The organism is Candidatus Doudnabacteria bacterium (assembly GCA_037200925.1).
In the GTDB taxonomy this organism is placed as follows: Bacteria; Patescibacteriota; Doudnabacteria; order UBA920; family O2-02-FULL-48-8; genus JBDTSL01.
In genome coordinates this window covers 929,332-951,433 of the sequence record JBBCGO010000001.1, presented here as the reverse complement: position 1 = coordinate 951,433, position 22,102 = coordinate 929,332, and the positions used below count along the sequence as shown (strand labels likewise).

Here is a 22,102-nt window from a genome sequence, read left to right as displayed (position 1 = left end):
GCTCCTCTCGAAAAATTTGTTCTCACCGCCTTCGGCGGTTGCGACTCAAATTTTTCGGGAACTACACTATTATACTCACTTTTGGCTAAAACTAAAACCCATAATTATGGCGTGGCCAGCCATTTTTGGGATTGCCGGACTAGCAATTCTTCTGCCCGAAGAGGCTCATCCATTATCTCTTTTACGATCTTTTCCATACGGCCGGCCTGCGAGCCCTTCACCAAGATCGTATCTTGTTCCCGTAATTCATCTTGGATCGGGATGCGTGCCTGGTCTGCGGTTTCAAACCACTTTACTTGGCCGCCAAACTTGCGTTTACGCAATTCATGCTCAACTATCCTGGCATTTTCGCCAACCAGAAAAACAAGGTCGATATTATTTTCCATAATTTTCCCCGCCACTTCCCTGTGTCCTGATTCCGTCTTGTTTCCCAACTCTGTCATGCCGCCAAACGCTATAACCTTGCGCCCGGATGAAATTTGGCTCAAGGCTTCCAGCGCTGCAAAGGTCGAATCAGGAGCCGCATTATAAGTATCATCAATGATCAGCGTATTCTTGATGCCGGACAGCATCCGCAGCCGCCCGGGAGGCGGTGAAAATGATTTTAATATTTCGGAAGCTGTGGCCAGATCAATGCCAAATCTGACAGCACATCCTACTGCGGCCGCCGCCGCATACACCGGCGGTTTGCCCAAAGCGTCCGGCAAAAAGTAAGGCACGACATTGCCGTTATGATGGATCTTGAAATTCACTCCCCACTTGTCATTCACCCGGATGATCTGAAAATCAGAGATCATTATCTGGGCAGAAGGATTGAATCCATAACCCCAAACATCCGCTTTAGCCTGGGTTCTGTATTCAAAGATCTTCGGGTTGTCAAAATTAAGGATAGCCAGGGCGCTGCGATCCAGTTTTTTTATCAAAGTCCATTTCTCCTTAGCCAGTTCGCTTTGACTGGAAAAAAACTCCAGATGGCTTATGCCGATGTCAGTTAAAACCCCGATCTCGATCCTGCCCAGCATACCGGCTAAGTATCCGATATCGCCCGGGCGGTCAGCGCCCAATTCCAAGACCAGCACTTGCGGGTAATCGGCGTAGATTAACTTAAGCACGGCTTTAATGATAATCAATATCCAAAGCAGCAGATTTCTCCCCCCGGATTTTTCATTGATAATAGTCAGAGGCACTCCGAATTCATTATTATAATTGCCCGCACTGCCCCTGACCGAAAACTTGGTCTCCAAAACTTTAACGATAGCTCCTGTCGTGGAAGTTTTCCCCACGCTTCCGGTGACAGCAATAACCCTGGGCCGATAGCGGGCCAGGGTTAGTTTTGCCAAACCGTATAGAATTTTCTGAATTAGCTTCTTCATTGTCTAGAGGGAGGAATCTGCAGGTAGTTTAGGATAAAACTGGCTATCTCGCCAAATGCCGGCGCAGCTGTGGTTTCGGCGAATTTTACGTCTTTCGGATTATCAATGCGCACCAGCATTACGAATTGCGGGTTGTCCACCGGGCCAAATCCGATGAAGGACCCGATATTTTTATTGGGATCATATCCTGACTTGCCGACCAGCGGGACTTGCGCGGTTCCTGTCTTGCCTGCGATGTAATAGCCTTTGACTGCGGCTTTTTTCCCATGGCCGTTCTCCACCACATCCACGAGCATGGCTGAAACCGTAGAGGCGGTCTTGGGGCTGATGACCTCAACCGGATCAGCGGGTTTGGTCACATCCTGGGACCCGTCGGGATGCACGATCTTTGCCACAATGTATGGTTTGGCCATTTTGCCGCCATTGGCAAGTGCGGAATAAGCCTGGGCCAGTTCCAGAGGGGTAACTGTAATACCCTGGCCGAATGATGCCGTGGCAAAGAACACATTGCCTTTTTGCTCAAGATTTTTCAGATTGCCGGCCACTTCCGGCAGCTCAAAACCCGTCGGTTTGCCGAAACCCATTTTTTCAACATAATTTTTAAAAACATCGTTGCCGATCTGCTGCTCCGCGAAATACGCGCCCGTGTTCAGCGATTCGTCCAAAACCGTGATCATATTCTGCGTGCCCAAAAAAAGCGTAGGATCGGAATTTTTGATCAATTTATCGTCCACCTGGACGGAACCGGTGTTTTCAAATGTCGTATCAGGGGTTACTTTGCCCGTGTCGATCGCCGCAGCCATGGTGATTCCCTTGAACACCGATCCCGGTTCATACGGCTCTGTCAGTACTTGATTGCTGAAGGCCGAAGGGTCTGTCACGTTGCCGTAGTTATTAGGATCAAAATCAGGGAACGAAGTCATTGCCAGTACCGCGCCGGTTTTGGGATTTAAGATGACCACACTGCCGCCATCGGCTTGATGCGCCTTCACAGTGTCGGCTAAAACCTGCTGAGCCTTATACTGGATGGTCGGATCGATCGTCAGATAAATGTCGTCTCCGTCGGTAGCCGGCACCAGATTGCGCCCCGATAGAGAGATCCAGCTGCCGGTCTGGTCAGTATCCGTGCCCAGCGAACCCTTGTCACCGGCCAAATTTTTTTCAAACTTTCCCTCAATTCCGTATTGGCCGACCCGCTGGTCTCCTTTGAAGCCCAAAAATCCCAAAACCTGGCTGGCCAGATTATCTTCCGGATAAAACCGGATATTCTGGGCTTCCAAATAAATGCCGGGAATTTTGAGGGCCTTGATCTTGGCCGAAACATCATCGGTCAATTGCTTTTTTAACGCCACATAACTGGGACCGCTTATTCTTGCCTGCAAATCGCTTACGGACATATCAAGCAAGCGGGCAAGTTTTGCTGCAGCCGCGGCTTTATCGGGAATTTGCTTCGGAATGGCAAAAACCATATTTTTGCTCAGATTCGTCGCCACCAGCAGCGGCTGTGAATCGGGGTTTACTGGCTGCAGATAAATTTGCCCCCGCTGCGGATCGATAGTGGTTTCAAGTCCATGCTGATTTGATGCCAAAGCCTTGTAATAACTATGGTCTAAAATTTGCAGATTAAACAGCCTGATGCCGATCACGCCGATAAAAGAAGTCAGCAGCAGCATTAACAAAAAAATTCTTAGATTATAAGAATTTTTTGACGGCGGTGGATTTGCTTTCACAGCCTTATTCATGAAAAGCTCGGTTATTTGAGAGCAAAATCGGAATCTTTAAGATAAGTGACATTGGTGGTCGGGACAAAATTTAAAGTTTGGGCCAGCAATTGGATCCTGTTGATTGATTGCAGATCGGAGGTCTGAAGCTGCAAATTCTTCTGCACCTCCTGCACCTGCCTGACCTGCTGCTCCAGGCTTCGGATCTGATAGCCTTTTGTCCCCATGGCATTGATCTCAAACAGGTAGATAAATCCGAAACACAATGTAGCAACCAAAATAGACAGATTCAAAATTTTATTGGAAACGGAATTCCCAGTTCTTTTTTTAGTAAATCCCACGGGAATCGCTAGTGTTAAATCACGCATTTTTGCCGCCTTTAATATTTAGTTTTAATTTTTTTCGCACTTTCTATTTTTTCGCAGGCCCTAAGCTTCGCCGGTTTGCTCTTGGGGTTTTCCTCAAGTTCCTGTTCGGTTGCCGTTACCGGTTTGCGCGTCAAAATTCTAAGTTTCGAAGCCTTACCGCACACGCACATCGGGAACTCCGGCGGGCAAATACAATCTTTTGCCTGTTCCCGAAAAAATTCTTTGACGATCCGGTCTTCAAGTGAATGAAAAGAAATTATTACCAATCGCCCGGCAGGAGTCAGCAAGTCTAATGCTTTCGGCAAAAATATCTTCAAATTCTCAAGTTCCCGGTTGACCTCGATCCGGATCGCCTGGAACACCCGCCTGATATTGTCATTGGCCTTAAATCTGACCTGAGGCGGAACAGCCTTTCTTACGGACTCGGCCAGTTGGCTTGTGGTTTCGATCGGCTTGGCCTTGCGTGATGCGATCAAACCCTGGGCAATTCGCCGGTAAAACCGATCCTCTCCAAACTCGGCAATTACCTTTTCCAGCTCTTTTTGGTGGTACCGGTTAACCACATCTGCCGCGGTTAACTTGGAACTGGTGTCATATCGCATATCCAAAGGGCTATCCTGTTGGAAGGAAAAACCCCGGTCTGGATGGTCCAGCTGCATTGACGAGAAACCCAAATCGACCAATATCCCGTCGACCGAACCGAACTTTGCCGCGCTGAGGATCTTATCAATATCCCTGTAATTTCCCTGGACCAGCTCGATGGTTTGGCCCAAGCCTTTTTGGTCAACTTCAGTCTGCAAGTTATCCAAAGAGGTTTGATCCAAATCAATACCTAAAATTTTTGCTTTCGGATTGGCATGTTTGATGGCAAAAATATGCCCCCCTCCCCCGGCTGTGCCGTCAACAAACTTTTTCCCCTTCTGAACATTTAAATATTCTAGAACTTCCTTAAGAAGTACCGGGACATGCATTTAAACTCCCAACTCCCCCAATTCTTCGGCGATCTTCGTACTTTCCCGTTCCGTGTTTCTCTTATATTCCAACCAAGTCTGCTCATCCCAGAGCTCGATCCGGTCGTATAAACCCGCCACAACAATTTTTTTGCTCAACCCGGCAAATTTGCGCAAATATTCGGGGATCATGATGCGCCCCTGCTTATCGAGCTCAATATCCCATGCCCCGGCCAGCATCAAACGTGAAAATGCCCGGGAATTGGCTTTGGACAAAGGCAGGGCAGCCAGCTTGGCCGCAATTACTTCCCATTCTTTCCGCGGATATAAGAACAAGCTTTGATCCAATCCCCTAGTGACCACGGCTGCGGTGTTCAAAAGGCTGCGGAATTTTGAAGGAACTGCGATTCGCCCCTTGGCATCCATGCTGATTGTATATTCCCCGATAAACATTGATTTTCCTGTTTCCTTGAGGTTCAAAGATAGTTTTCCACTTTTCCCCACTTTTATCCACAACTTACCACTTCCTAATCATTATAATCCACCTTAAACCACTCGTCAAAGAGTTTAATCAAACAAAAAAAGCCCTCAAATAAGGCTAAATTGCAACAGAATTGCTAAACTTGGTCAACTAGTTAAATTTTACTCCACAATCAGGTTATCCACTAAAAAACTGCCTCTAATCCAGTAGTGGAAGTTGATCCGAGTTTCCCGGAATAATCGAACTCCCCTACTGGATAATTTTAGCAGTTTGATAAAATGTCGAAGTTTGATCACAAATTTACTTTAACCTTTGTCAGCAGCTGATCAAACTTCCGATACCTTGCTATATAACATCACTTTCGTCGCCTGTACCAGTATCTTCCGCGCCATCATCCTTTTTCTTATCAGCGGTATCATCTGATGGCATGTCATCTGGTGGCATCTTGCCGTCGTCATCCATATTGAATATGTGACTTTCTGATCCGCGAGTCTGCGGATCTTAATATTGCAAATATTATACTGGATAGTTTCTGAAACGTCAAAACATCCTATTTCTTTGACAACAGGAAATTTAAGATATTTACCAGGCTTTCCCAGATGTTCTTTAGGATCGGCACCGAGGCCGGCAGCAGGACGATCAACAAAATAATATATATGAAATCCTTGCGGATGACTTTGAAAATGCCTATCACGATCAGGATAGCCAGGACCAAAGAAACGAGGCCATGGAGATTGGCAGGAAAAAAACTTAAGAATTGATTATAAATGGAGGAAATTTGTTCCATATTTTTTTATCGTTATGAGTTATTAATAGATCAAAATTTATAAACGATCTTAGATAAAGTCCGGTGCTTCATTTTATCGACAGCCAATACCGGGTCATTTTCCAGGATATTCTTGACAAACCTGTCGTTCATGAGTTTGCGGTATTCAAACTCCTGGACGCTGAATACGGTATAGCTGACCTGCTGCTCGGCCAGCTTTTCCGCGAATTTCAAAAAGCCCTGCAGTTTTTTCGGGCTGATCTTTCCCACAAACAAAAGATCGGTCTCAATTCTTGGCCTGCCCACAAATACCCCGGTCAAGGCTGCCAGCCTGCAATCGCCCAACCTTGCGGCTTGTTTGGCCAGAAGATCCACAGGCACTTTTTTTACTTTCCGCAAAAGATTTAAAAGCTCCGGATAAAGCGGAAAATGCCGGTTCATCTGATAATACTTTACGCGGTTTTTTTGCGTCACGGACAAAAAGTCCATTTTGTCCAGCTCTTTCAAAGTTTCTTTGAGCAATTTATTCGGGCATAAACTGCTCATCTTCAATTCTTTGAAAGAAAAACTGCGCTGGGGGTGCGCCAAAAACAGATTGATCAGATTCGCTTTAGGTTTAGATGATAAAAGCTGTGCCAACATGCAAATATTATAGCATAAATAGCCTCAATGATTAAAATATGCTATTATAAAACCCGAATATGGCGCGGCTGGAAACAGAAATCAATCAAATTTATCTGACAGATCCGGAGAGTAAAAAATCTTCTTTGATTTTATATGAAGAAGAGATAAGCAACTCGGCTCATTTGTTTGTTTTGGCCGAATTGAAAAATCTGCTGCGCAAATCAGAAGCACAAGACCTCAAAAAAATCTCTGAAATTATCCTGGAATCCTTCCACGCCAATAAAAAACTGGCAGCAGAAACGCTGTTTGAATCAGCATTGGCCCAGGTCAACCAGAACCTGGCGGATCTGGCCCATTCGGGGCACAAATCCTGGGTTGGCAAATTTTCCTGCCTGATCGCCCTCAAATCCGGCGAGAATATTTACATTGCGAATGACGGCCAGACATCCGCCTGGCTTTTGCGCAAATCGGAGCTTTTGGAAATACTTAAATCCGAAAAGCACGGGATCCATCCCCTGAAAACATTCACGAACTTCACCCAAGGAAGATTAAAGGAAGGCGACGGCGTCATCATCACCACTTCAAATATATTTAATTTCATTTCGGTCGAACTATTCTCAAAGATCCTTGCCAACAAACCGCTGGGAGAAGCCGCGAACGAGATTTCAAAGATCCTGCAAGATTCGCAAAGCTCGGAAGAGGGATTTTCTTCTTTCTTCTTAAGCTTCGGCAAAAAAACAGCCGTGGAAGCTAAGCCTGCCCAAGAAAGGGCAAACTCTATTTACGCCCCGATGCAGGAGGAAAACGAGGAACAAAATAAAAGCTCTTGGGCAATGCCGGCCTTGCCCAAATTACAAAAGCCGCGATTCAGCCTTCCCAAGATGCCGCGCTTACAGCTGGGATTTTTTCAAAACCTCAGCACATCGGGAAAATTCTTCTTCATCAGCTTCTCTATCTTCCTGCTGCTGTTCCTGGGAAATCTTGGCGTTTATGCCATAAAGGCGCACGGCAAAAAATCCCAAAGCAACATCGATGTACTGGCTCAAAACCTTGCCAATGATATGTCTGATGCGCAGTCAGCTCTTATATATAAAAACGATAAAGAGGCTTTCCAATCCCTGGCCCAGGCTGAATCTGATTTCACCGCCCTGCAGAAGCTCAGCGCTTCCAAAGCCGACGGACTTTCAGGGGAACTTCAGAAGCTTAAAGATCAGGTCAATAAAGTCAGTACGATCGCTGATCCTAAGGTTTTTGTGGAATTGAAGCACTCGCCCGTCTATGTCTCCCGCGCAAGTATCGGCTTTTTGTTTGCAAATAAAGATTCCAATTCATTGTCCCTTTATGATTCCAGCCTGAATGATTATTTTTTGCTTAACAGCCTGAAGTCCGACATTACCGGCATCAATTACTTCAATCCGGCCGGCGTAGTGGTGACATCGGGCGACAGCATTTATCATATTGACCCGACCCTGAAGCAGTTTGAACCGATTGTCACCACGCCAAGTAGCGCGTTCATTGGCCTTGCAACTTTCGGCAGCAATTTATATACCCTCAACCCGGCCGCCGGCCAGGTTATCAAAACCAATTTTACCAAAAATAAGTATTCAAGCGTCGGTATCAGTACGGGAAGCCAGGAAAATATCCGCGACTTGGGGGCCGACAAAGACATTTATCTGCTGTTTACGGACAAAATTGAGAAGATAACCAATAATAAGGCCCAGTCTTTCCCCTATCCGGCTCTGAGTGACCCGATCACCAATGCCACGAAGATCTTTGTCGGATCCAACCTTTATATTCTGGAAGCAAACAAAAAGCGGGTTGTCATCCTCAATAAGAACGGACAACTCTTAAACCAGATATATTTGCCGACTCTGGATAAACTTTTTGACCTGGCCGTGGATGAAAGTTCACGCAGCCTGTATATTTTGGGCGACAATAAGCTTTATAAGATCACATTATAGTCAAAACAAAAAACGCTCCGGTGGAGCGTTTTTTTTATTCTAGCGATAAATCGATTTACATTCTCCCAGATATTTATTCACTTCCCCGTTATAGATCGCCAGGCAATATTTTTGGCCCGTAAAATTATCCTGGATCGTCACCCATGAATTTTCTTGGTTCACAGGCGCATCAACGGCGTTGACGGCAGCACCCGCAATTACGCCCGAAGATTCACTGGCCTGGACAATGCTATCCGGAATTATATTATCAATCGCAGCTTCGGTCATAAATTTATCGGGTCCCGGTGAATTTAAAGTTTGCGCCAAATGAACTTGTCTTGATTTAAAAATTTGCGCAAAATCCTGGTACGTTGTATGGAAAACATAATATACCGCTGCGTCAGAATCAGGCTGTGACAGCAAAGCTATCGCCTGATTTGAAGCTTGCATATAAAATCCTGTGACGCCGTCATATATATTGGCCAGGGTGTCAAAATAAGGTCCGTCACCGATCGTTTGCTGCCAGGCCACACTGACTTGCAGTTTCACGCTTTGCTGAAAAGCCGCGACTTCCGGCGCCTTCGACGGCTGCAAGACGAAAAAAGCCGTCATCAGGACGAAAATACTCAAACCATAAAAGATTGCGGCGGCTCTCTGCATTTATTTTGATCTTTGTGTAATTATCGCTGTATTGAAATCCCGGAAACCTTTGGCGTCCACAACCGATTATCCGAAACATCAAGAAGCTGAGCCATCTGAGAACTGGTCTGCTGATAAAAATCAGCCACACCGTTATAGATATATCCGATCTCCTGACCAGCGCCGCTGTCGGACAGATCCAAAAGCCGCATCATCTGGGTGGCTGAAAGCTGATAAAACTGATTGATGCCCCGCACCACGTCGATCATCGGCTGAAAAGTTACGATCGTTTCCTGCATGGTTTCCGAAACACCGCCCGAAACATCCAAAATATTGGCGGCATTCAGCCAGTCAGCCGGAGTGCTGACCGCAAACAAAATTCCTTCTAGAACCAGCACGCAGGTCAATATCGTGACCAAATGATGGGTCGGATATTTTTTTACTCTTGTTGTTTTAGTTTTTGGTTTCGATTTTTTTGCCATAGATTTAATTAATTCTAATTAATTTACGATTGTTTGGTGCCATTGAAGTGGCGCAAAGCTGTAAGGAATTTATCCTCGAAGGACACAACTTACATAAGCAGGTTTAAATATTTTGAAAGCTGCTTGAGACGGCTCTTTGAGTCCAGATGCTGTTTATGCAGATAATCAAAAAGATCGGCTTTGGTGATCAGCCAGTCGCGGCCTATTTTACGCGCCTTTAACTTCCCTTTTCGCGCCAGAAGATTCAAATAATCAGCGCTGTAAGGCGACAGTTCGGAAGCTTCTTTTAAGCTTAAAAGCTCGTCGGTTTGGATTTCCATTTTGTATCAAAGTAAGAAGAAAGCTCAGGAAAAAAATTGTTCCCTGATCTTCTCTCTTTATTCAATTTTATTTTTGTTTCTTGGGGATTTGTAATGATTTGCCGCAAAGTATCGGCTAACCAATACTGTATCTGTAAACATTATAGCACAAAAAAGAGAACTTGTAAAGAGCAATTTGATAAGTTTGAGGTTAATAGGTTTTAGGGTATAGAAAAACAAAAACCCGAGTGTTGACTCGGGTCTAAAACTTATTACTTATTACCTATTTCAATATTACCTTCGCGCCGGCTTCTTCCAATTTCTTCTTCAGTTCCTCGGCTTCAGCTTTTCCTATGTTCTCTTTGATCGGCTTTGGAGCTGCGTCAACCAGATCTTTCGCTTCTTTCAGACCCTTGCCGGTTACCTCGCGCACTACCTTGATGACGTTGATCTTATTAGCGCCGGCTTCCGTCAGTTCAACCGTAAATTCAGTTTTTTCTTCAACGGGTGCGCCTCCACCGGCTGAAGGACCTGCTGCTGCCATCATCATGGGAGCGGCAGCCGAAACACCGAATTTTTCTTCCAAGGTTTTCACCAATTCGGAAACTTCCAGCACGGTAAGCTTTTCGATCTCAGAAACTATGTTATCAAAATTTGCCATGTCGTCGTAATTGGTCGAACCTTCGCGATTTTACTTCGTAAAATGCGCTCCGGTCGACTTATTACTCCTCTCGAAAAAATTGTTCTCGGCTCTTCGAGCCTGCGACTCAATTTTTTCGTAATTAATTATAGACTCTATAACAAGTAAATCGACCTTTAATTATTCTTCTTATCCTTAATTGCATTCAATACGTTCAACAGATTTCTGGTGTTGCCGGAAAGTACAGTGACCAATCCTCGGGCCGGGCCTGACAGAACAGAAACTAATTGCCCCAGCAGCTGCTGTTTGCTTGGTAATGAAGCCAGCTTAGCCACAACATCCGAGCCAACCAATTCATGATTGAAAATTCCGCCGTCCAAAACCAGTTGAGGGTTTTCGCGGATAAGACTCTTAAGAATTCTCGCCGGCGCTGTTTCTTCCTCATCCGATACTGCCACAGCCAGAGGCCCTGCATACTTCAACCCGTCAGCATTAATTCCCAAGGCGGCTAAAGCTTTTTTCAGCAAGGTGATCTTCACCACCTGATACTTCACGTTTTCTTTGCGCAAATTCTTGCGCACGTTATCCATCTGCTTTACGGTCATGCCGCGGTATTCGGTAAAGACCACACCGCGAGCGGATTTCAAATCTTCCGTTAACGATGCTAGTGATGCTTCTTTTTCTTTTCTGGTTACTGCCATATCGTCGTAATTTGTCGAACCTTCGCGATCCCGACAAGTCGGAATACGCTATGGTCGACATATTACTCCTCTCGAAAAAATTGTTCTCGTCCCGACAAGTAGGGACTGCGACTCAATTTTTTCGTAAATTAATAAAAATAAATCCGCTGTCCAAAGACAACGGTTCAATATCACTAAGTGATTTTTGTTCCTGCGTAGCGAATTAAGACAAATGTCAGCTACGGTCTTTGGAGATATTTAATTCCTAAACAGTATAGATGAATTCCGGGATCATGTCAACAAGCCTATTTGTAAACGAAAAATGTTTGCCCGCCCAAATTTTCCAGCCAAAATTGCACCCAATAACGGGAATCCGGATAACTAGCATTACATCCCGATCCTTCCGTACAAACATAATAATAATAATTGACATCATTAAGAGGATCCAAAGGCAGTTTGCTCATATACGGAGAAAGGGCGTTTTGCAGACATCGGCCATTGTCCCAATCGGTAGGGTTATTGCTGACGGCCCCACCGCAAGCCATCATATTCCCGTTATCGGATAAATACAATTGCATGGCTGTTACCAATTGATGAGCATCGGCCAGTCTGCGGGCATTTCTGGCTTTGACTCTTGCGCTATTTAAAGAAACCAGGATTATTGTGGCCAAAAGACCGATTATGGCTATCACTACCAGCAATTCTATCAAAGTAAATCCGTGATTTTTTCGGTTTCCGGCCACTTTTATTTCAGGTACTTGGCTTTATTAGCGTTATGCTCATCCAAAGTCTTGGCAAAATACGCGGTTCCGTCCGGCGCATTCAAAAAATATAGATAATCCGACTTTGCCGGATAAATGGCGGCCATAATTGAATCTAGGCCCGGGTTGGAGATCGGTGTTGGCGGCAAACCCTTTACTTGGTAAGTATTATAAGCCGATTTGATCTTGGTGTCCGCAGTAGTAACCGAGCGGTCAGATTTACCTGTGATGTAATTGACTGTGGCATCGGATTCCAAAGGCATGCCTGCACTCAGTCGATTATAAAAAACCGAAGCAACCAGTTCGCGTTCTTTTTGCATTGTAGACAGATCATCGGCTGTGAGGTTGGTTTTGTTTCTGCCGACTTCTTTTTCTACGATCGAAGCCAATGTGATCAAATCAATTAATTTAACATCGCGGGCCTGCGAGTCGGCGTACATTTTGTCAGTAAACTTTGTCTGAAAATCTGTCAGCATTTTTTGCACGATATCTTTTACGGTATCCGTCTTACCGATCTCGTAAGTATCCGGAAAAAGAAAGCCCTGGTAATTGACCTTGGCTGCAACACTCAAATATTTAAAACTGTATCCGCTGTCAGCGGTCGCGTGCAAAAAATCATCCGCGCCGGCAATATTTTGGTCTCCCAGATCTTTCGCCACTTGAGCATTCGTTTCGCCTTCGATAAAGGTCACTTTGCTGGATGTCGGAATAACTTTTCCCTGCGTCAGCACATTAACAATTTCCGGGATTGCCATGTTGGCGTTCAGCGAATACTGCCCGGCTTGGATTTTCTTGGCCGCAGAATGTAAAGATGTATAAATTAAAAATACAGTCGGACTGCCGATGATTTTTTCTTTCGCGAGTTCTTCCGCCACCTGCCGCGTTCTGGATCCTTTGGCCACCGTGAACATAACTTGCCGGCTTTCGGAGCTGGCCGCCTGGTTGACCTTGGTTTCATAATAAATTACAGCGACCAAAAGCGCGACCAAAACTACTGCCGCTGCCAGTTGCACTTTGTTTCTGATGCTTTTGCTTGATCTTGGTATTTCGTATTCGTTCATAAAACAAGTATAAAGTATTTGTTATAAAGTATAAAGGGCAACAAAAAACCGCTCCTGAAACGGAGCGGAGTTAAGCCTGCAAATTTATTATTGCCTCAATGTGACTTTGTTTTCCTTGCTGCCGAAGAATTGGACAATGATATTCGTGTTATTCCTCTCAACGACGGCTAAACCCGCTTCGGAATAGAATGGCGACAAAATATTGGCCCTGTGAGCCGGGCTGCTCATCCAGGAATTTTCAAGCTCATACGGATCAGTATAACCTTCGGCCAGATTTTCTCCGGCGTAACTGTAGTTATAGCCGAGGCTCAGAAACCAGTCCCAAGGCTTGGTGCCGGCGGGACTCACATGCGCAAAATAATTTTTATTGATCATGTCATCGGCTTTAGCCAGAGCAGCTAAGTTCAAAGTAGGATTAAGAGACAATGAAGAAAGACCGTGCTTTTCACGGTCGCGGTTGACCAAATTCAAAATTTGCTGCGCAGTCAGCGGAGAACTGGAATAGCTGCCGGCCAAAAACATGCCTATTAACGCCAATAAAAGCCCAAAGCGGAGCTTGGATATCATTGTTTGATTTTTATTTTGTTTTCTTTTGTTTTTGTTTCAGAAACACTGCAAACTTACACTTATATTATAGCACATATTACTCCGATGTGCAACCCCAATATTTATAGTGGAGTTTCTTAATTCGCGATCGGCGGCGGAAAACAAATCAACCGCTGGAATGCGGTTGATTTGTTTTTTTAGATGGAAATTTTTAGAAAGAACTATAACCTATCTCCTACGATTTGATATCTCTTTCGATCCTATTCAAAACCTTGGTTGCATGATCACGGCCGCCGAGACCGAAAGCAAGTCCGCCCGCAATTGCAAGCATGGCAATAATGCCGGTGAACAGGGTTGCTACGAAGGCTTGAGCCACTTTCAGCTGATCCAGGGTCGCCAGGATCGTAAAGATCATGACAGACCATTGGGTCACTGCTCCCAGCATATCGGCAGAAGACAAACCTGCCGCAGCGACAGAATGGCGGACCAATTTCGCGAGGAATCTGGCGACCATTGTGCCGACCAAAAGTATTGCAGCTCCGGCAATCACGTTAGGAATGTACAATAATACATTGTTTAAGAACACTGAGACCTGAGTCAGTCCAAGGATATCAGCTGCGGCCAAGAATATGGCCAACAGCAGGAACCACTTGACCAGCCAGGCGATCGTGCCCGAAACCGTCATTTTCATTCCGGTTCTCTCAGAGACCACATCTAATCCCAACTTATCTCCGAACTCATCCAGCCTTAAAGAATGCAAAGCTTGTTTGATAAGTTTGGCAATAAATACTACCACGACCCAGCCGATGACCAAAAAAATAACAGCGACCAGGAAGCTTGGCAGAAAATTTATGAATTGATCATAAAGTTTGCTCAAAGAATCGGTAATTGCCTGTGAATATGTATTTTGATAATAATTGTTCATTAGATTCACCCCCTTTCATTTCGCCCGATCATCCGATCGGGCGTCCGGTCATTCGACCGGACGACCTTTAGTTTATTTTTTCCAATGATTTGGAAACAAAGTAAATAAAATTTCTAATTAACCTAATTGATCTAATTTCTAAAGTTAGGTCAATTAGAAATTTATCATTCCCCCATTACTTGAATAACAACTTCCCTGTCTCTGGCGCCGTCCAATTCAACAAAAAATATACTTTGCTTTCCCCCCAGTTGCATTTCTTTATGAGCCACGGGAATAGTTTCCGATGACCCCAGCAAAAAAGCTTTGACATGCGCGTGCCCGTTGCTGCGCTCCCCCGCATCTATCCCGGAGCGGATCTCAAACAGATCGTGGGAATAATTGATATCCACCGGCACCAGCCGATAGATCATTTTGATAATATCCTGGATGAGCAGCGGTTCGTTGTGGTTGATGCGGATCGCAGCTGTGGTGTGCGGCGAAAACACCGTGAGCATCCCGGAATCAATACCTGCGGATTCCAAAACTGTTTTGACTTTATCAGTAATATCGATGAGTTCGAATTGTTTTTGGGTTTTGAGTTTTAGTTTCTCGATTTTGATCAAGGCCCAGGATTTGAATACTTATGCAAGACAAAAAAACCAAGACCCAAAAAGCGGGATTTACTCGGTTTTTCCAAGTTTGAATTGATATTTAGTTTCCATCAAAAAAATCTATCTATGTGTATTATAGCAGATTTTCCTTCCGCCGTCAAGCCTGATTTTTATCAAACATTTATCAAACAAAAAACCCGCTCTGATCTTAGGAGCGGATCTTTTGTGTAATTCTAATTAAAGAATTGCGTCTTTCGCGGCTTTTGCCACGCGGAACTTAACAACGGTTTTGGCGCCGATCTTGATCGATTCGCCGGTGGCCGGGTTACGTCCCATGCGGGCTTCGCGGTGCTTCTTTAAAAGCTTTCCTAAGCCCGGGATGGTGAATTCCCCGCTCTTTTTGGTCTCTTCGTAGGCAACACCCACGACAGCGTCGATAAATTCGGCGACTTCTTTGCGGCTCTTGCCGGTCTTTTCGGCAACCGCATTGAGCACCTCGGATTTGGTCATTCCTTTGGCCATAAGATACCTTTCTTAATTACTTTATTAACCTGCCTGCCATCTGGCAGGCAATACGCAAATTAGTATAGCAAATCCTTAGCATTTACGCTAGTTCTGTCAAATAATCAGAAGCCCAAGACTTCTTTGACCAAAATCAATTTAATGCGGCCGGGTTTGATCTCGCGGTTGATTATCAGCAATTTGCTTACAAAACTGCCGGTTGTGATATTGTATGCTTTGTTGGCCCGCACCGATTCTTTGGGCAGGACATAGTCATAAATTCTTTTGAAGCCCTCATCGCGGTCCTTAACGATCTTCTGCGCTCCAACAACAAATACAACATTTGCCGAGCCGTAAGCCTCGGAGGGAAGCTGGCTGCCTGTGTTGGAGGCAATCAGCACAGTTCCGTCTTGCGTGACCGCACTTGCGCTTCCTGTCGCCCAGTCTGCAGTAGCCCCTAAAATAACTTTTTCTTTTGGCGGTGTATTAGGATCATTCAGTTTCGCCCGCACAGGGTCATACCTGCCCGAATTCACGATCTCTTCTGCGGCCCCGATCGCATCCAGGGTGACCGAGGTGCTGTTCATGATCAGCACGCCCGCCGGGATAATCTCAAACAGCTTGGCTTTGGCTTCAGCGCCTGTATTGACGACAAAGGTTTCAATACCATTGGCTTTCAGCGCTTCCGCCGTTTTGTTTATAACTTCGTCAGACGGGATTGTATCAAACATATTAGTCTCCATTTTCTTTAATAATTTTTCTGATCGACTCAAGCTTTGAGGAAAGATGTTTCTCGAATTTTTCGAACCGGGAAACTTTGGCCAAAGCCACCATCTCCTCGCCCATGCCGAAAACCAAAAGCTTATCCCCTTTTTCCAATTTCATAGTTTCGCGCACCTGCTGCGGAATTACGACCTGGCCTTTTTCTCCGATAGTTGTCGAGCCATAAAACGGACAGTTTTCTTTTGTATGCATTATTCCCTTTCCTATTAGTTAGAAATGTAGGATTAGTATAATTGTCTTTCAAATTCTTGTCAAGCAAAAATAAAACCGCCCCGGTTAGAGGGCGGGTTTTATAAGAGAGCCTAGGCTCGCTTGACGTTGACCGCGTTTGGACCCTTTGGAGAATCTTCCATATCGAAGCTGACTGCGTCACCTTCATGGAGTTCTGCAAAAGTCACGCCGACCAAAGATTTGCCATGGAAAAAAACGTCTTTTTCCTGGCCTTCAACAGCGATGAAGCCGAAACCTTTGTCGGTGAGCTTTTTGATTGTACCGTCCATTGATTTTGAAAGTTAGTGAGTAAAAATGCAAAGTAAATAGGTTTTGCGAAACTCGACTAATTTCTTGATCCTAGAATATTTTGCATATAAAGCATAACACATTCCCTAGGCTTTGGCAAACCCCCCGGCCTGGATATGCCAAAGCTTCTGATATGTGCCTTGGTTCACTTTGAGCAATTCTTCGTGTCTCCCCTCTTCTTTTATACGTCCTTTCTCGATGACAATGATCCTGTCCATTTGCATGATGGTGGAAAGCCTGTGCGCGATCACGATCGTTGTTTTGCCTTTCATCAAGTTTTTCAGAGCGTCCTGGATATAGTATTCCGATTCCGAGTCCAAGGAACTTGTGGCCTCATCCAAAACCAAGATCGGCGCATTTTTCAGGATCGCGCGCGCGATAGCCACCCTCTGGCGCTCGCCTCCGGAAAGTTTGATACCGCGTTCGCCCACTAAAGTTTCATACTGTTCCGGAAATTTAACTATAAATTCGTGGCAATGAGCAGATTTGGCAGCTTTGATCACATCATCGCGGGTGGCATTCGGGTTGCCGTAGGCTATGTTTTCAAACAGCGAACGATGGAAAAGAATCGGCTCCTGCGGCACTAATGACATAGCGGATCTTAAGCTTGCTTGGGTGACGCGGCTAATATTCTGTCCGTCGATCATAATTTGGCCGGATTGGATGTCAAAGAACCGGAACAACAATTTCACGATGGTGGTCTTGCCTCCGCCTGAAGGCCCGATCAGGGCCACGCGTTCCCCGGGCGTAATCGTAAGATTGAAATTCTGGAAGATTTTTCGCCTGTTGTGGTAGCCGAACGTCACATCCTTAAAATCGATCTTGCCGCCTGCAATTTTAAGCTTGCGGGCATTCGGCTTGTCCTGGATTTCGTGCGGGGTCAGAAGGATCTCAGTCATTTCTTCCGCATCACCCAGGCGGGAATAAATGTTCTTTATCTGCCGGCCCAGATCCCAGAGCCTGCCGAACATCTGGACCATATAGCCTTGGAGCAGGGCAAAATCGCCGAGCGTCAGTAATCCGTGCTTCCAAAGCCGCACCGCCAAACTCAGAAGCGTGAATTCCAGGATCGCAAACAAAGCTCCCTGAACAGCCTCATTGATGGATCCCAGATCCCAAGTCCATTTTCGGATTTTGTATTGTCTTTGGGTTAATTGTTCAAAAGATTTCGATTCCCGATTAAATCCGCCGAACAATTTAACGTTAACGTTGTTGGTTATCGTATCCGCCAGTCTGCCCCCGACCTCCGTGTCCAGTTCCGCATTTTCTACATCATACTTAAGCTTGTAAAAAGCAAACCAGATGCTGAAAATAATATAAACTGCCGACCAGACGAGAACCGCCAAAGCAAATACCGGCCGTACAAAATACAAAATACCGACAATGATGGAAATTTTCAGCGTTGTCGGCGCAAGGCTCCAGTAGATCTGATCGGTTATATCCTCGAATGCCCTTTCATACCGGCCGATCTTTTTTACCAGGCTACCAGCAAAATTATTGGTGAAAAAATTAAAAGAATGGTCGTGAAGATAGTTGAAACATGTGTTGACCAAATCCCGCATCACGGCCGGCTGGAACATATTGTTTGCGAAAGTCGCGATCCTCCAAAAGAACCAGGCAAGGGAGGCAGCCGCTAATATCTTCAGAACAACAGCCAAAAGCGCGGGCAGAGATCCCGAAGCCGACAAAAGGTCGAAAAGCTGTTTGTAGAAGAAAGGCCCGAACACTTCGGCAATTGTGGCGCCGAGCAATGATGCGGACAATACCAAAATCAGCCAGGGATATGCCCTGGCATGCCGCCAAAAAATACGGAATGTATCTTTAGTTCGAAAATTCTGGGTTTTAAGCATATTAAAGTATCAATCGCGACATAAAAGCCGCCAATTAATAAGACGATTGCTAACGATTGTTTGTTTCAGCCAGAGCGACTTTTGGCAGGGGCATGAGGATTTGAACCTCAACAAACGCTTTTGGAGAGCGTTGTGCTACCGTTACACTATGCCCCCAACAAAAATCGCCCTGTTATTTTGTCTCTTTATGCTCGGTATGCTTATGGCACCACCGGCAAAATTTCTCCAAAGCCAAACGGCTGGGAGTGAGCTTTTTATTTTTTCTGGAATGATAATTTACACGGTGGCAAATTGAGCATTCCATACTGATCAGGTTATCTTGTGACATGATTTCCTTTCTAATCTAAAATTCTGGAAACGATTGGCGTTCCTGGAGCCCAGGCGCGGAATTGAACCGCGGACCTACTCCTTACCATGGAGTTGCTCTACCAGCTGAGCTACCTGGGCAAAATTTAAAACTTGCCTGCATACTATAGCAAAAATCAGCAGATAAATCAAGCCGGCCTATCTTACTATCGGCAACGTGAAATAAAACGTGGTGCCCTGGCCCTCATTTGATTTAAACCAGAGTTTGCCTCCGGAGGCTTCAATAAAAGCCCGGGAAATATACAACCCCAAACCCGTACCGGTTGTTTCCAGGCTGGTGACGTTCGCGCCACGAAAAAACTTGGTAAATATTTCGTCCTGCATATCTTTGGGAATACCAACTCCGGTATCGCTTATCGTTCCCAGCAACATGCCGTCTTGTACCTGCAGGTCGATTGTGATCTTTCCGCCTTCATGCGTATATGCAATGGCATTGGAAAGCAGATTCGACATGGCATGCCTGATCTTATTCATTTCGGTGCGCACTAGAGGGAAAGGCTTTTGCTGCATGGTAAAAACGATCTGCAGCCTTTTTTTCTTGACTTCTTTTCCTTTTTCTTTGATCAATCCTCGGATGACCGTGGTCAAGTCCGTGGGCTGCAGGTAAAGCTTGGTTTGTCCGGCCTCAATGCGAGTGACTTCCAGCAGGTCATTGACCAAAGCGATCATGCGTTCATTTTCGATATTGATCTTTTCCAAAAAATCCCTCTGCTTTTTATTCAGGCTCCCGGTGCCCGGTTTCTGCAAAAGCTCCAAAAGCCACTTGCTTCCGGAAAGCGGAGTGCGCAGCTGGTGCGAGGTCAGATTAATAAAATCTGACTGGATATCCTTGTGATGTTTTTTTCGGGGTTTTTTTGATTCTGGCATTATTTTGTGGCTATCATTTCGTCAAGCTTTAATTTCCCTGATAAAAACAAAGACAATCACACTATAGATTGTCGACAAGAAAAAAATTGAATTGATTCAGAGATGCGCATTCGCCATTGTTTTTAAGTATTCCGGCTTTTGCCGCCAAGTTTGAAAAACCTAACTTAAAAAACTGAACCAAACGGAATAAAACAGGCTTCGCAAAAACTTAGGCGGTTGGCGGCGGAGCCGGGGGCGGCTGAACCGGCGCTGTAAGCACACCGGATTGCTTTCGCTCAAGCACTGTTTTAATTTTGTTCACCAATTCATCCAAACGGTAATTGGCCTTTACCAAATAATCCATGGCGCCTAAAGACAGGGCATCTGAAACCTTGTCGTAATCCGACAAATTGGTCAGGATCACCACAGGAATTTCCTTGATTACCGGGTTCTCTTTCATTTTTTTTAATGCTCCGATCCCGTCCAGACGCGGCATGACCAGATCCAAAAGGATCAAATCAGGCTTTTCGGATACGGCCTTTTCCACACCTTCCACCCCGTCTTTGGCTCCCGCAACCGCAAATCCCTCCTGAGTCAATTCCTCAGAAAGCGCAGTCAGCAGAATTTCCTCGTCCTCAACAATTAAGATCTTGGTCTTTTTTTCGCTCATATTTTTATCTCTAGTGGTTATAATGATTGCCAACATTATAGCACATTCGTCAAAAAACGGAAAAATGCACGCAATTACTTGTTTAATGACCAATCAAGAGCTATAATTAAGCAAATAATCATAATTGATGTAAACGAAACAAAAATATGGAAAATGACAATCAAAACCAATTAGCCGAATCCCCGACAGTTGCCTCTGTTCCCCTTCAGCCTCCGCCGAAGCACAAAATGAAACTATGGAAAAAAATCCTAATGATTTTGGTTATTCTGATAATAGTGATCGGCGCAGGGATTTATTTCTTGCCGTTCATTTTAACTGTATTGCATCCCGGTGATGCAACATTGATTGACGATTCTCAATTGACACTGCAAAAAGTTTCAGTGCCGGATGCTGACAACGGTTTTTATGATCTAAATAAAATAACGCCGACGATGATCAACGTGCCGAGCAATGACCAAAAAATCGCCTTTGACCTTGAATATACCGACTTCACCAAACCCGTGCAATGGGATCAGCACTTGGTAGATCAGGTGCTGAGTCAAAACCAGCAAGCCTTGAGCTTGTTTGATGCCGCCGCCGGTAAAGGTCACGTTCAGGTCCCGGATTATGCGAATCCTATTAACATTAATCCCAATACTGCCGAGCCTCCGACGAATACCTGGCGAAGCGCAGCAAGACTTCAAGCCATTAAAGCCTTATCACTGTCAGCTCAGGGAAAACCTGATGAAGCTCTGCTGGAAGCCGCGAAACTAAATAAAGTCGGATACAATATTATCAATGGCCACAATGGCCTCATCGGAGTTCTGGTCGGCCTGGCAATAAGACAACTAGGCTCCCAAACGATCCTGCGGATTCTGCCTTTTAATAATCCGGGTAAGCAAACTTTAGAAACGGTCAGAACAACCCTTCAGGACAGCAGTAATAATTTAGAGGGTTATAAGGATGGTTTCCGGTTTGATTATACGAATATTTCCAACCAAATTACTCAGACGGTAAAAGATGGAGACGTCAGTTCTTTTGCTTATGCTAAATACGCCAAATATGGTTACTACTACAAACCTAATCAAACAAAAAATTTATTTACAAATTTATATAATTCCCAGGTTGCAGCAATCGGAGTGAAATGCGATTTAGCTGAATCAAACCAACAACTGAACACTACTCTGAGTCAGTTTGCAGTCGATATTTCGAGCCGAAACTTGCCGTTTGCTGAAAATGCTATCGGCAAAAATTTGTTTTCCACATTCGCTGTTTCGTTAGGAAGTGTGGTAACAAAAGAATGCCAGAATGATCTAATTGCCAACGTCGCCCAAATTGAACTGGCTATCAAGGAATATGAAATGGACAAAGGCCAGCTTCCAAATACGCTCGCAGAGCTTGTCCCTCAATATCTTACTGCAGTTCCGCAGGATCCATTCGACCATCAGCCTATCCGATATTCGGCAACAAAAAAAATATTGTATTCAGTAGGTTTAAAAAATCAAGACCTGGGCGGCAGCACAGGAAATGATTGGACAAGCATGGATAATCCGACTTTTCAAATCAGTTTCTAATATTTCAACCCGTTCGAATCCCTTCATGCAACAAAAAGAAAAATTCCCGACACAAGGTCAGGAATTTTTCTTGGTGGGCAGGATAGGATTCGAACCTATGAAGGCGCAAGGCCAGCTGATTTACAGTCAGCCGCGTTTGACCACTTCGCTACCTGCCCGCGTCGCAGT

At 45.0% G+C, this 22,102-nt stretch carries 27 protein-coding genes, 3 tRNA genes and 1 other annotated feature; of the genes, 2 read left to right on the top strand and 28 right to left on the bottom strand.

Features of this window, described 5'->3' with window-relative positions; all coding sequences use genetic code 11:
* Window positions 1-104 precede the first annotated feature (104 nt).
* From murF to WDN47_05425, 7 genes are all read right to left on the bottom strand, one after another.
* Window positions 105-1,373, bottom strand: a complete 1,269-nt coding sequence (gene murF, locus WDN47_05455; GenBank protein MEJ0021982.1) for a UDP-N-acetylmuramoyl-tripeptide--D-alanyl-D-alanine ligase — start codon at window positions 1,371-1,373, stop codon at window positions 105-107.
* Window positions 1,370-3,115: a penicillin-binding protein 2 gene (locus tag WDN47_05450; protein MEJ0021981.1), complete on the bottom strand. Its 1,746-nt coding sequence runs from the start codon at window positions 3,113-3,115 to the stop codon at window positions 1,370-1,372. Before WDN47_05450 ends, murF begins: the two co-directional genes overlap by 4 nt.
* An 11-nt stretch (window positions 3,116-3,126) precedes the next feature.
* Entirely contained in the window at window positions 3,127-3,462 is a 336-nt protein-coding gene (locus WDN47_05445; GenBank protein MEJ0021980.1) for a hypothetical protein, read from the bottom strand.
* Window positions 3,463-3,473: 11 nt separating this feature from the next.
* Entirely contained in the window at window positions 3,474-4,433 is a 960-nt protein-coding gene (rsmH, locus tag WDN47_05440; GenBank protein ID MEJ0021979.1) for a 16S rRNA (cytosine(1402)-N(4))-methyltransferase RsmH, read from the bottom strand.
* Window positions 4,434-4,865: a division/cell wall cluster transcriptional repressor MraZ gene (gene mraZ / locus WDN47_05435; protein MEJ0021978.1), complete on the bottom strand. Its 432-nt coding sequence runs from the start codon at window positions 4,863-4,865 to the stop codon at window positions 4,434-4,436.
* 578 nt (window positions 4,866-5,443) lie between these two features.
* Window positions 5,444-5,680 (bottom strand): hypothetical protein, encoded by a 237-nt coding sequence (locus WDN47_05430; protein ID MEJ0021977.1) that lies wholly within the window; start codon window positions 5,678-5,680, stop codon window positions 5,444-5,446.
* Between the two features lie 30 nt (window positions 5,681-5,710).
* Window positions 5,711-6,301, bottom strand: coding sequence for a hypothetical protein (locus WDN47_05425; protein ID MEJ0021976.1), 591 nt, complete (start codon window positions 6,299-6,301; stop codon window positions 5,711-5,713).
* Between the two features lie 59 nt (window positions 6,302-6,360).
* On the opposite strand from WDN47_05425, the gene WDN47_05420 reads away from it, so the two are divergent.
* A complete protein-coding gene (locus WDN47_05420) occupies window positions 6,361-8,244 on the top strand; it encodes a hypothetical protein (GenBank protein ID MEJ0021975.1) in 1,884 nt (627 codons plus the stop codon).
* A gap of 39 nt (window positions 8,245-8,283) precedes the next feature.
* Here the strand turns inward: WDN47_05420 and WDN47_05415 are convergent, their stop codons facing one another.
* The 20 genes from WDN47_05415 to WDN47_05320 all read right to left on the bottom strand — a co-directional run bounded on the left by WDN47_05415 (window position 8,284) and on the right by WDN47_05320 (window position 20,381).
* On the bottom strand, window positions 8,284-8,883 hold the full coding sequence (locus WDN47_05415) for a hypothetical protein (GenBank protein ID MEJ0021974.1): 600 nt from the start codon (window positions 8,881-8,883) through the stop codon (window positions 8,284-8,286).
* 20 nt (window positions 8,884-8,903) lie between these two features.
* On the bottom strand, window positions 8,904-9,344 hold the full coding sequence (locus WDN47_05410) for a hypothetical protein (protein ID MEJ0021973.1): 441 nt from the start codon (window positions 9,342-9,344) through the stop codon (window positions 8,904-8,906).
* An 89-nt stretch (window positions 9,345-9,433) separates the two neighbouring features.
* On the bottom strand, window positions 9,434-9,664 hold the full coding sequence (locus tag WDN47_05405) for a helix-turn-helix domain-containing protein (protein ID MEJ0021972.1): 231 nt from the start codon (window positions 9,662-9,664) through the stop codon (window positions 9,434-9,436).
* 262 nt (window positions 9,665-9,926) lie between these two features.
* Window positions 9,927-10,304 carry a 50S ribosomal protein L7/L12 gene (gene rplL / locus WDN47_05400; protein ID MEJ0021971.1) on the bottom strand — a complete coding sequence of 126 codons (378 nt, stop codon included), beginning with the start codon at window positions 10,302-10,304 and terminating at the stop codon, window positions 9,927-9,929.
* A gap of 155 nt (window positions 10,305-10,459) precedes the next feature.
* Window positions 10,460-10,984 (bottom strand): 50S ribosomal protein L10, encoded by a 525-nt coding sequence (rplJ, locus tag WDN47_05395; protein ID MEJ0021970.1) that lies wholly within the window; start codon window positions 10,982-10,984, stop codon window positions 10,460-10,462.
* Between the two features lie 128 nt (window positions 10,985-11,112).
* Window positions 11,113-11,233, bottom strand: a sequence feature (ribosomal protein L10 leader region).
* A gap of 35 nt (window positions 11,234-11,268) precedes the next feature.
* Complete coding sequence (locus WDN47_05390; protein ID MEJ0021969.1) at window positions 11,269-11,706, bottom strand: type II secretion system protein; 438 nt, start codon at window positions 11,704-11,706, stop codon at window positions 11,269-11,271.
* A 2-nt stretch (window positions 11,707-11,708) separates the two neighbouring features.
* The gene (gene mltG / locus WDN47_05385; protein MEJ0021968.1) at window positions 11,709-12,785 is read right to left on the bottom strand and encodes an endolytic transglycosylase MltG; all 1,077 of its coding nucleotides are present in this window, start codon (window positions 12,783-12,785) and stop codon (window positions 11,709-11,711) included.
* An 87-nt stretch (window positions 12,786-12,872) separates the two neighbouring features.
* Window positions 12,873-13,352, bottom strand: coding sequence for a CAP domain-containing protein (locus WDN47_05380; GenBank protein ID MEJ0021967.1), 480 nt, complete (start codon window positions 13,350-13,352; stop codon window positions 12,873-12,875).
* Between the two features lie 214 nt (window positions 13,353-13,566).
* Complete coding sequence (locus WDN47_05375) at window positions 13,567-14,256, bottom strand: hypothetical protein (GenBank protein MEJ0021966.1); 690 nt, start codon at window positions 14,254-14,256, stop codon at window positions 13,567-13,569.
* Between the two features lie 164 nt (window positions 14,257-14,420).
* Window positions 14,421-14,858, bottom strand: coding sequence for a secondary thiamine-phosphate synthase enzyme YjbQ (locus WDN47_05370; protein ID MEJ0021965.1), 438 nt, complete (start codon window positions 14,856-14,858; stop codon window positions 14,421-14,423).
* Window positions 14,859-15,083: 225 nt separating this feature from the next.
* A complete protein-coding gene (locus WDN47_05365) occupies window positions 15,084-15,368 on the bottom strand; it encodes an HU family DNA-binding protein (protein MEJ0021964.1) in 285 nt (94 codons plus the stop codon).
* A gap of 104 nt (window positions 15,369-15,472) precedes the next feature.
* Window positions 15,473-16,078 carry an LUD domain-containing protein gene (locus WDN47_05360; GenBank protein MEJ0021963.1) on the bottom strand — a complete coding sequence of 202 codons (606 nt, stop codon included), beginning with the start codon at window positions 16,076-16,078 and terminating at the stop codon, window positions 15,473-15,475.
* Between the two features lies 1 nt (window position 16,079).
* Window positions 16,080-16,322 carry an AbrB/MazE/SpoVT family DNA-binding domain-containing protein gene (locus WDN47_05355; GenBank protein ID MEJ0021962.1) on the bottom strand — a complete coding sequence of 81 codons (243 nt, stop codon included), beginning with the start codon at window positions 16,320-16,322 and terminating at the stop codon, window positions 16,080-16,082.
* A 110-nt stretch (window positions 16,323-16,432) separates the two neighbouring features.
* Window positions 16,433-16,630 carry a cold shock domain-containing protein gene (locus tag WDN47_05350; GenBank protein MEJ0021961.1) on the bottom strand — a complete coding sequence of 66 codons (198 nt, stop codon included), beginning with the start codon at window positions 16,628-16,630 and terminating at the stop codon, window positions 16,433-16,435.
* A gap of 105 nt (window positions 16,631-16,735) precedes the next feature.
* Window positions 16,736-18,499, bottom strand: a complete 1,764-nt coding sequence (locus WDN47_05345; GenBank protein MEJ0021960.1) for an ABC transporter ATP-binding protein — start codon at window positions 18,497-18,499, stop codon at window positions 16,736-16,738.
* 82 nt (window positions 18,500-18,581) lie between these two features.
* Window positions 18,582-18,655 (bottom strand) — tRNA-Trp (locus tag WDN47_05340).
* A gap of 16 nt (window positions 18,656-18,671) precedes the next feature.
* Entirely contained in the window at window positions 18,672-18,827 is a 156-nt protein-coding gene (rpmG, locus tag WDN47_05335; GenBank protein MEJ0021959.1) for a 50S ribosomal protein L33, read from the bottom strand.
* A gap of 43 nt (window positions 18,828-18,870) precedes the next feature.
* Window positions 18,871-18,946 (bottom strand) — tRNA-Thr (locus tag WDN47_05330).
* Between the two features lie 57 nt (window positions 18,947-19,003).
* Window positions 19,004-19,732: a HAMP domain-containing sensor histidine kinase gene (locus WDN47_05325; GenBank protein ID MEJ0021958.1), complete on the bottom strand. Its 729-nt coding sequence runs from the start codon at window positions 19,730-19,732 to the stop codon at window positions 19,004-19,006.
* A 208-nt stretch (window positions 19,733-19,940) separates the two neighbouring features.
* Entirely contained in the window at window positions 19,941-20,381 is a 441-nt protein-coding gene (locus WDN47_05320) for a response regulator (protein MEJ0021957.1), read from the bottom strand.
* 146 nt (window positions 20,382-20,527) lie between these two features.
* On the opposite strand from WDN47_05320, the gene WDN47_05315 reads away from it, so the two are divergent.
* On the top strand, window positions 20,528-21,934 hold the full coding sequence (locus WDN47_05315; protein MEJ0021956.1) for a hypothetical protein: 1,407 nt from the start codon (window positions 20,528-20,530) through the stop codon (window positions 21,932-21,934).
* Between the two features lie 71 nt (window positions 21,935-22,005).
* Here the strand turns inward: WDN47_05315 and WDN47_05310 are convergent.
* Window positions 22,006-22,092: transfer RNA gene (locus tag WDN47_05310), tRNA-Tyr, on the bottom strand.
* Window positions 22,093-22,102: the final 10 nt, after the last annotated feature.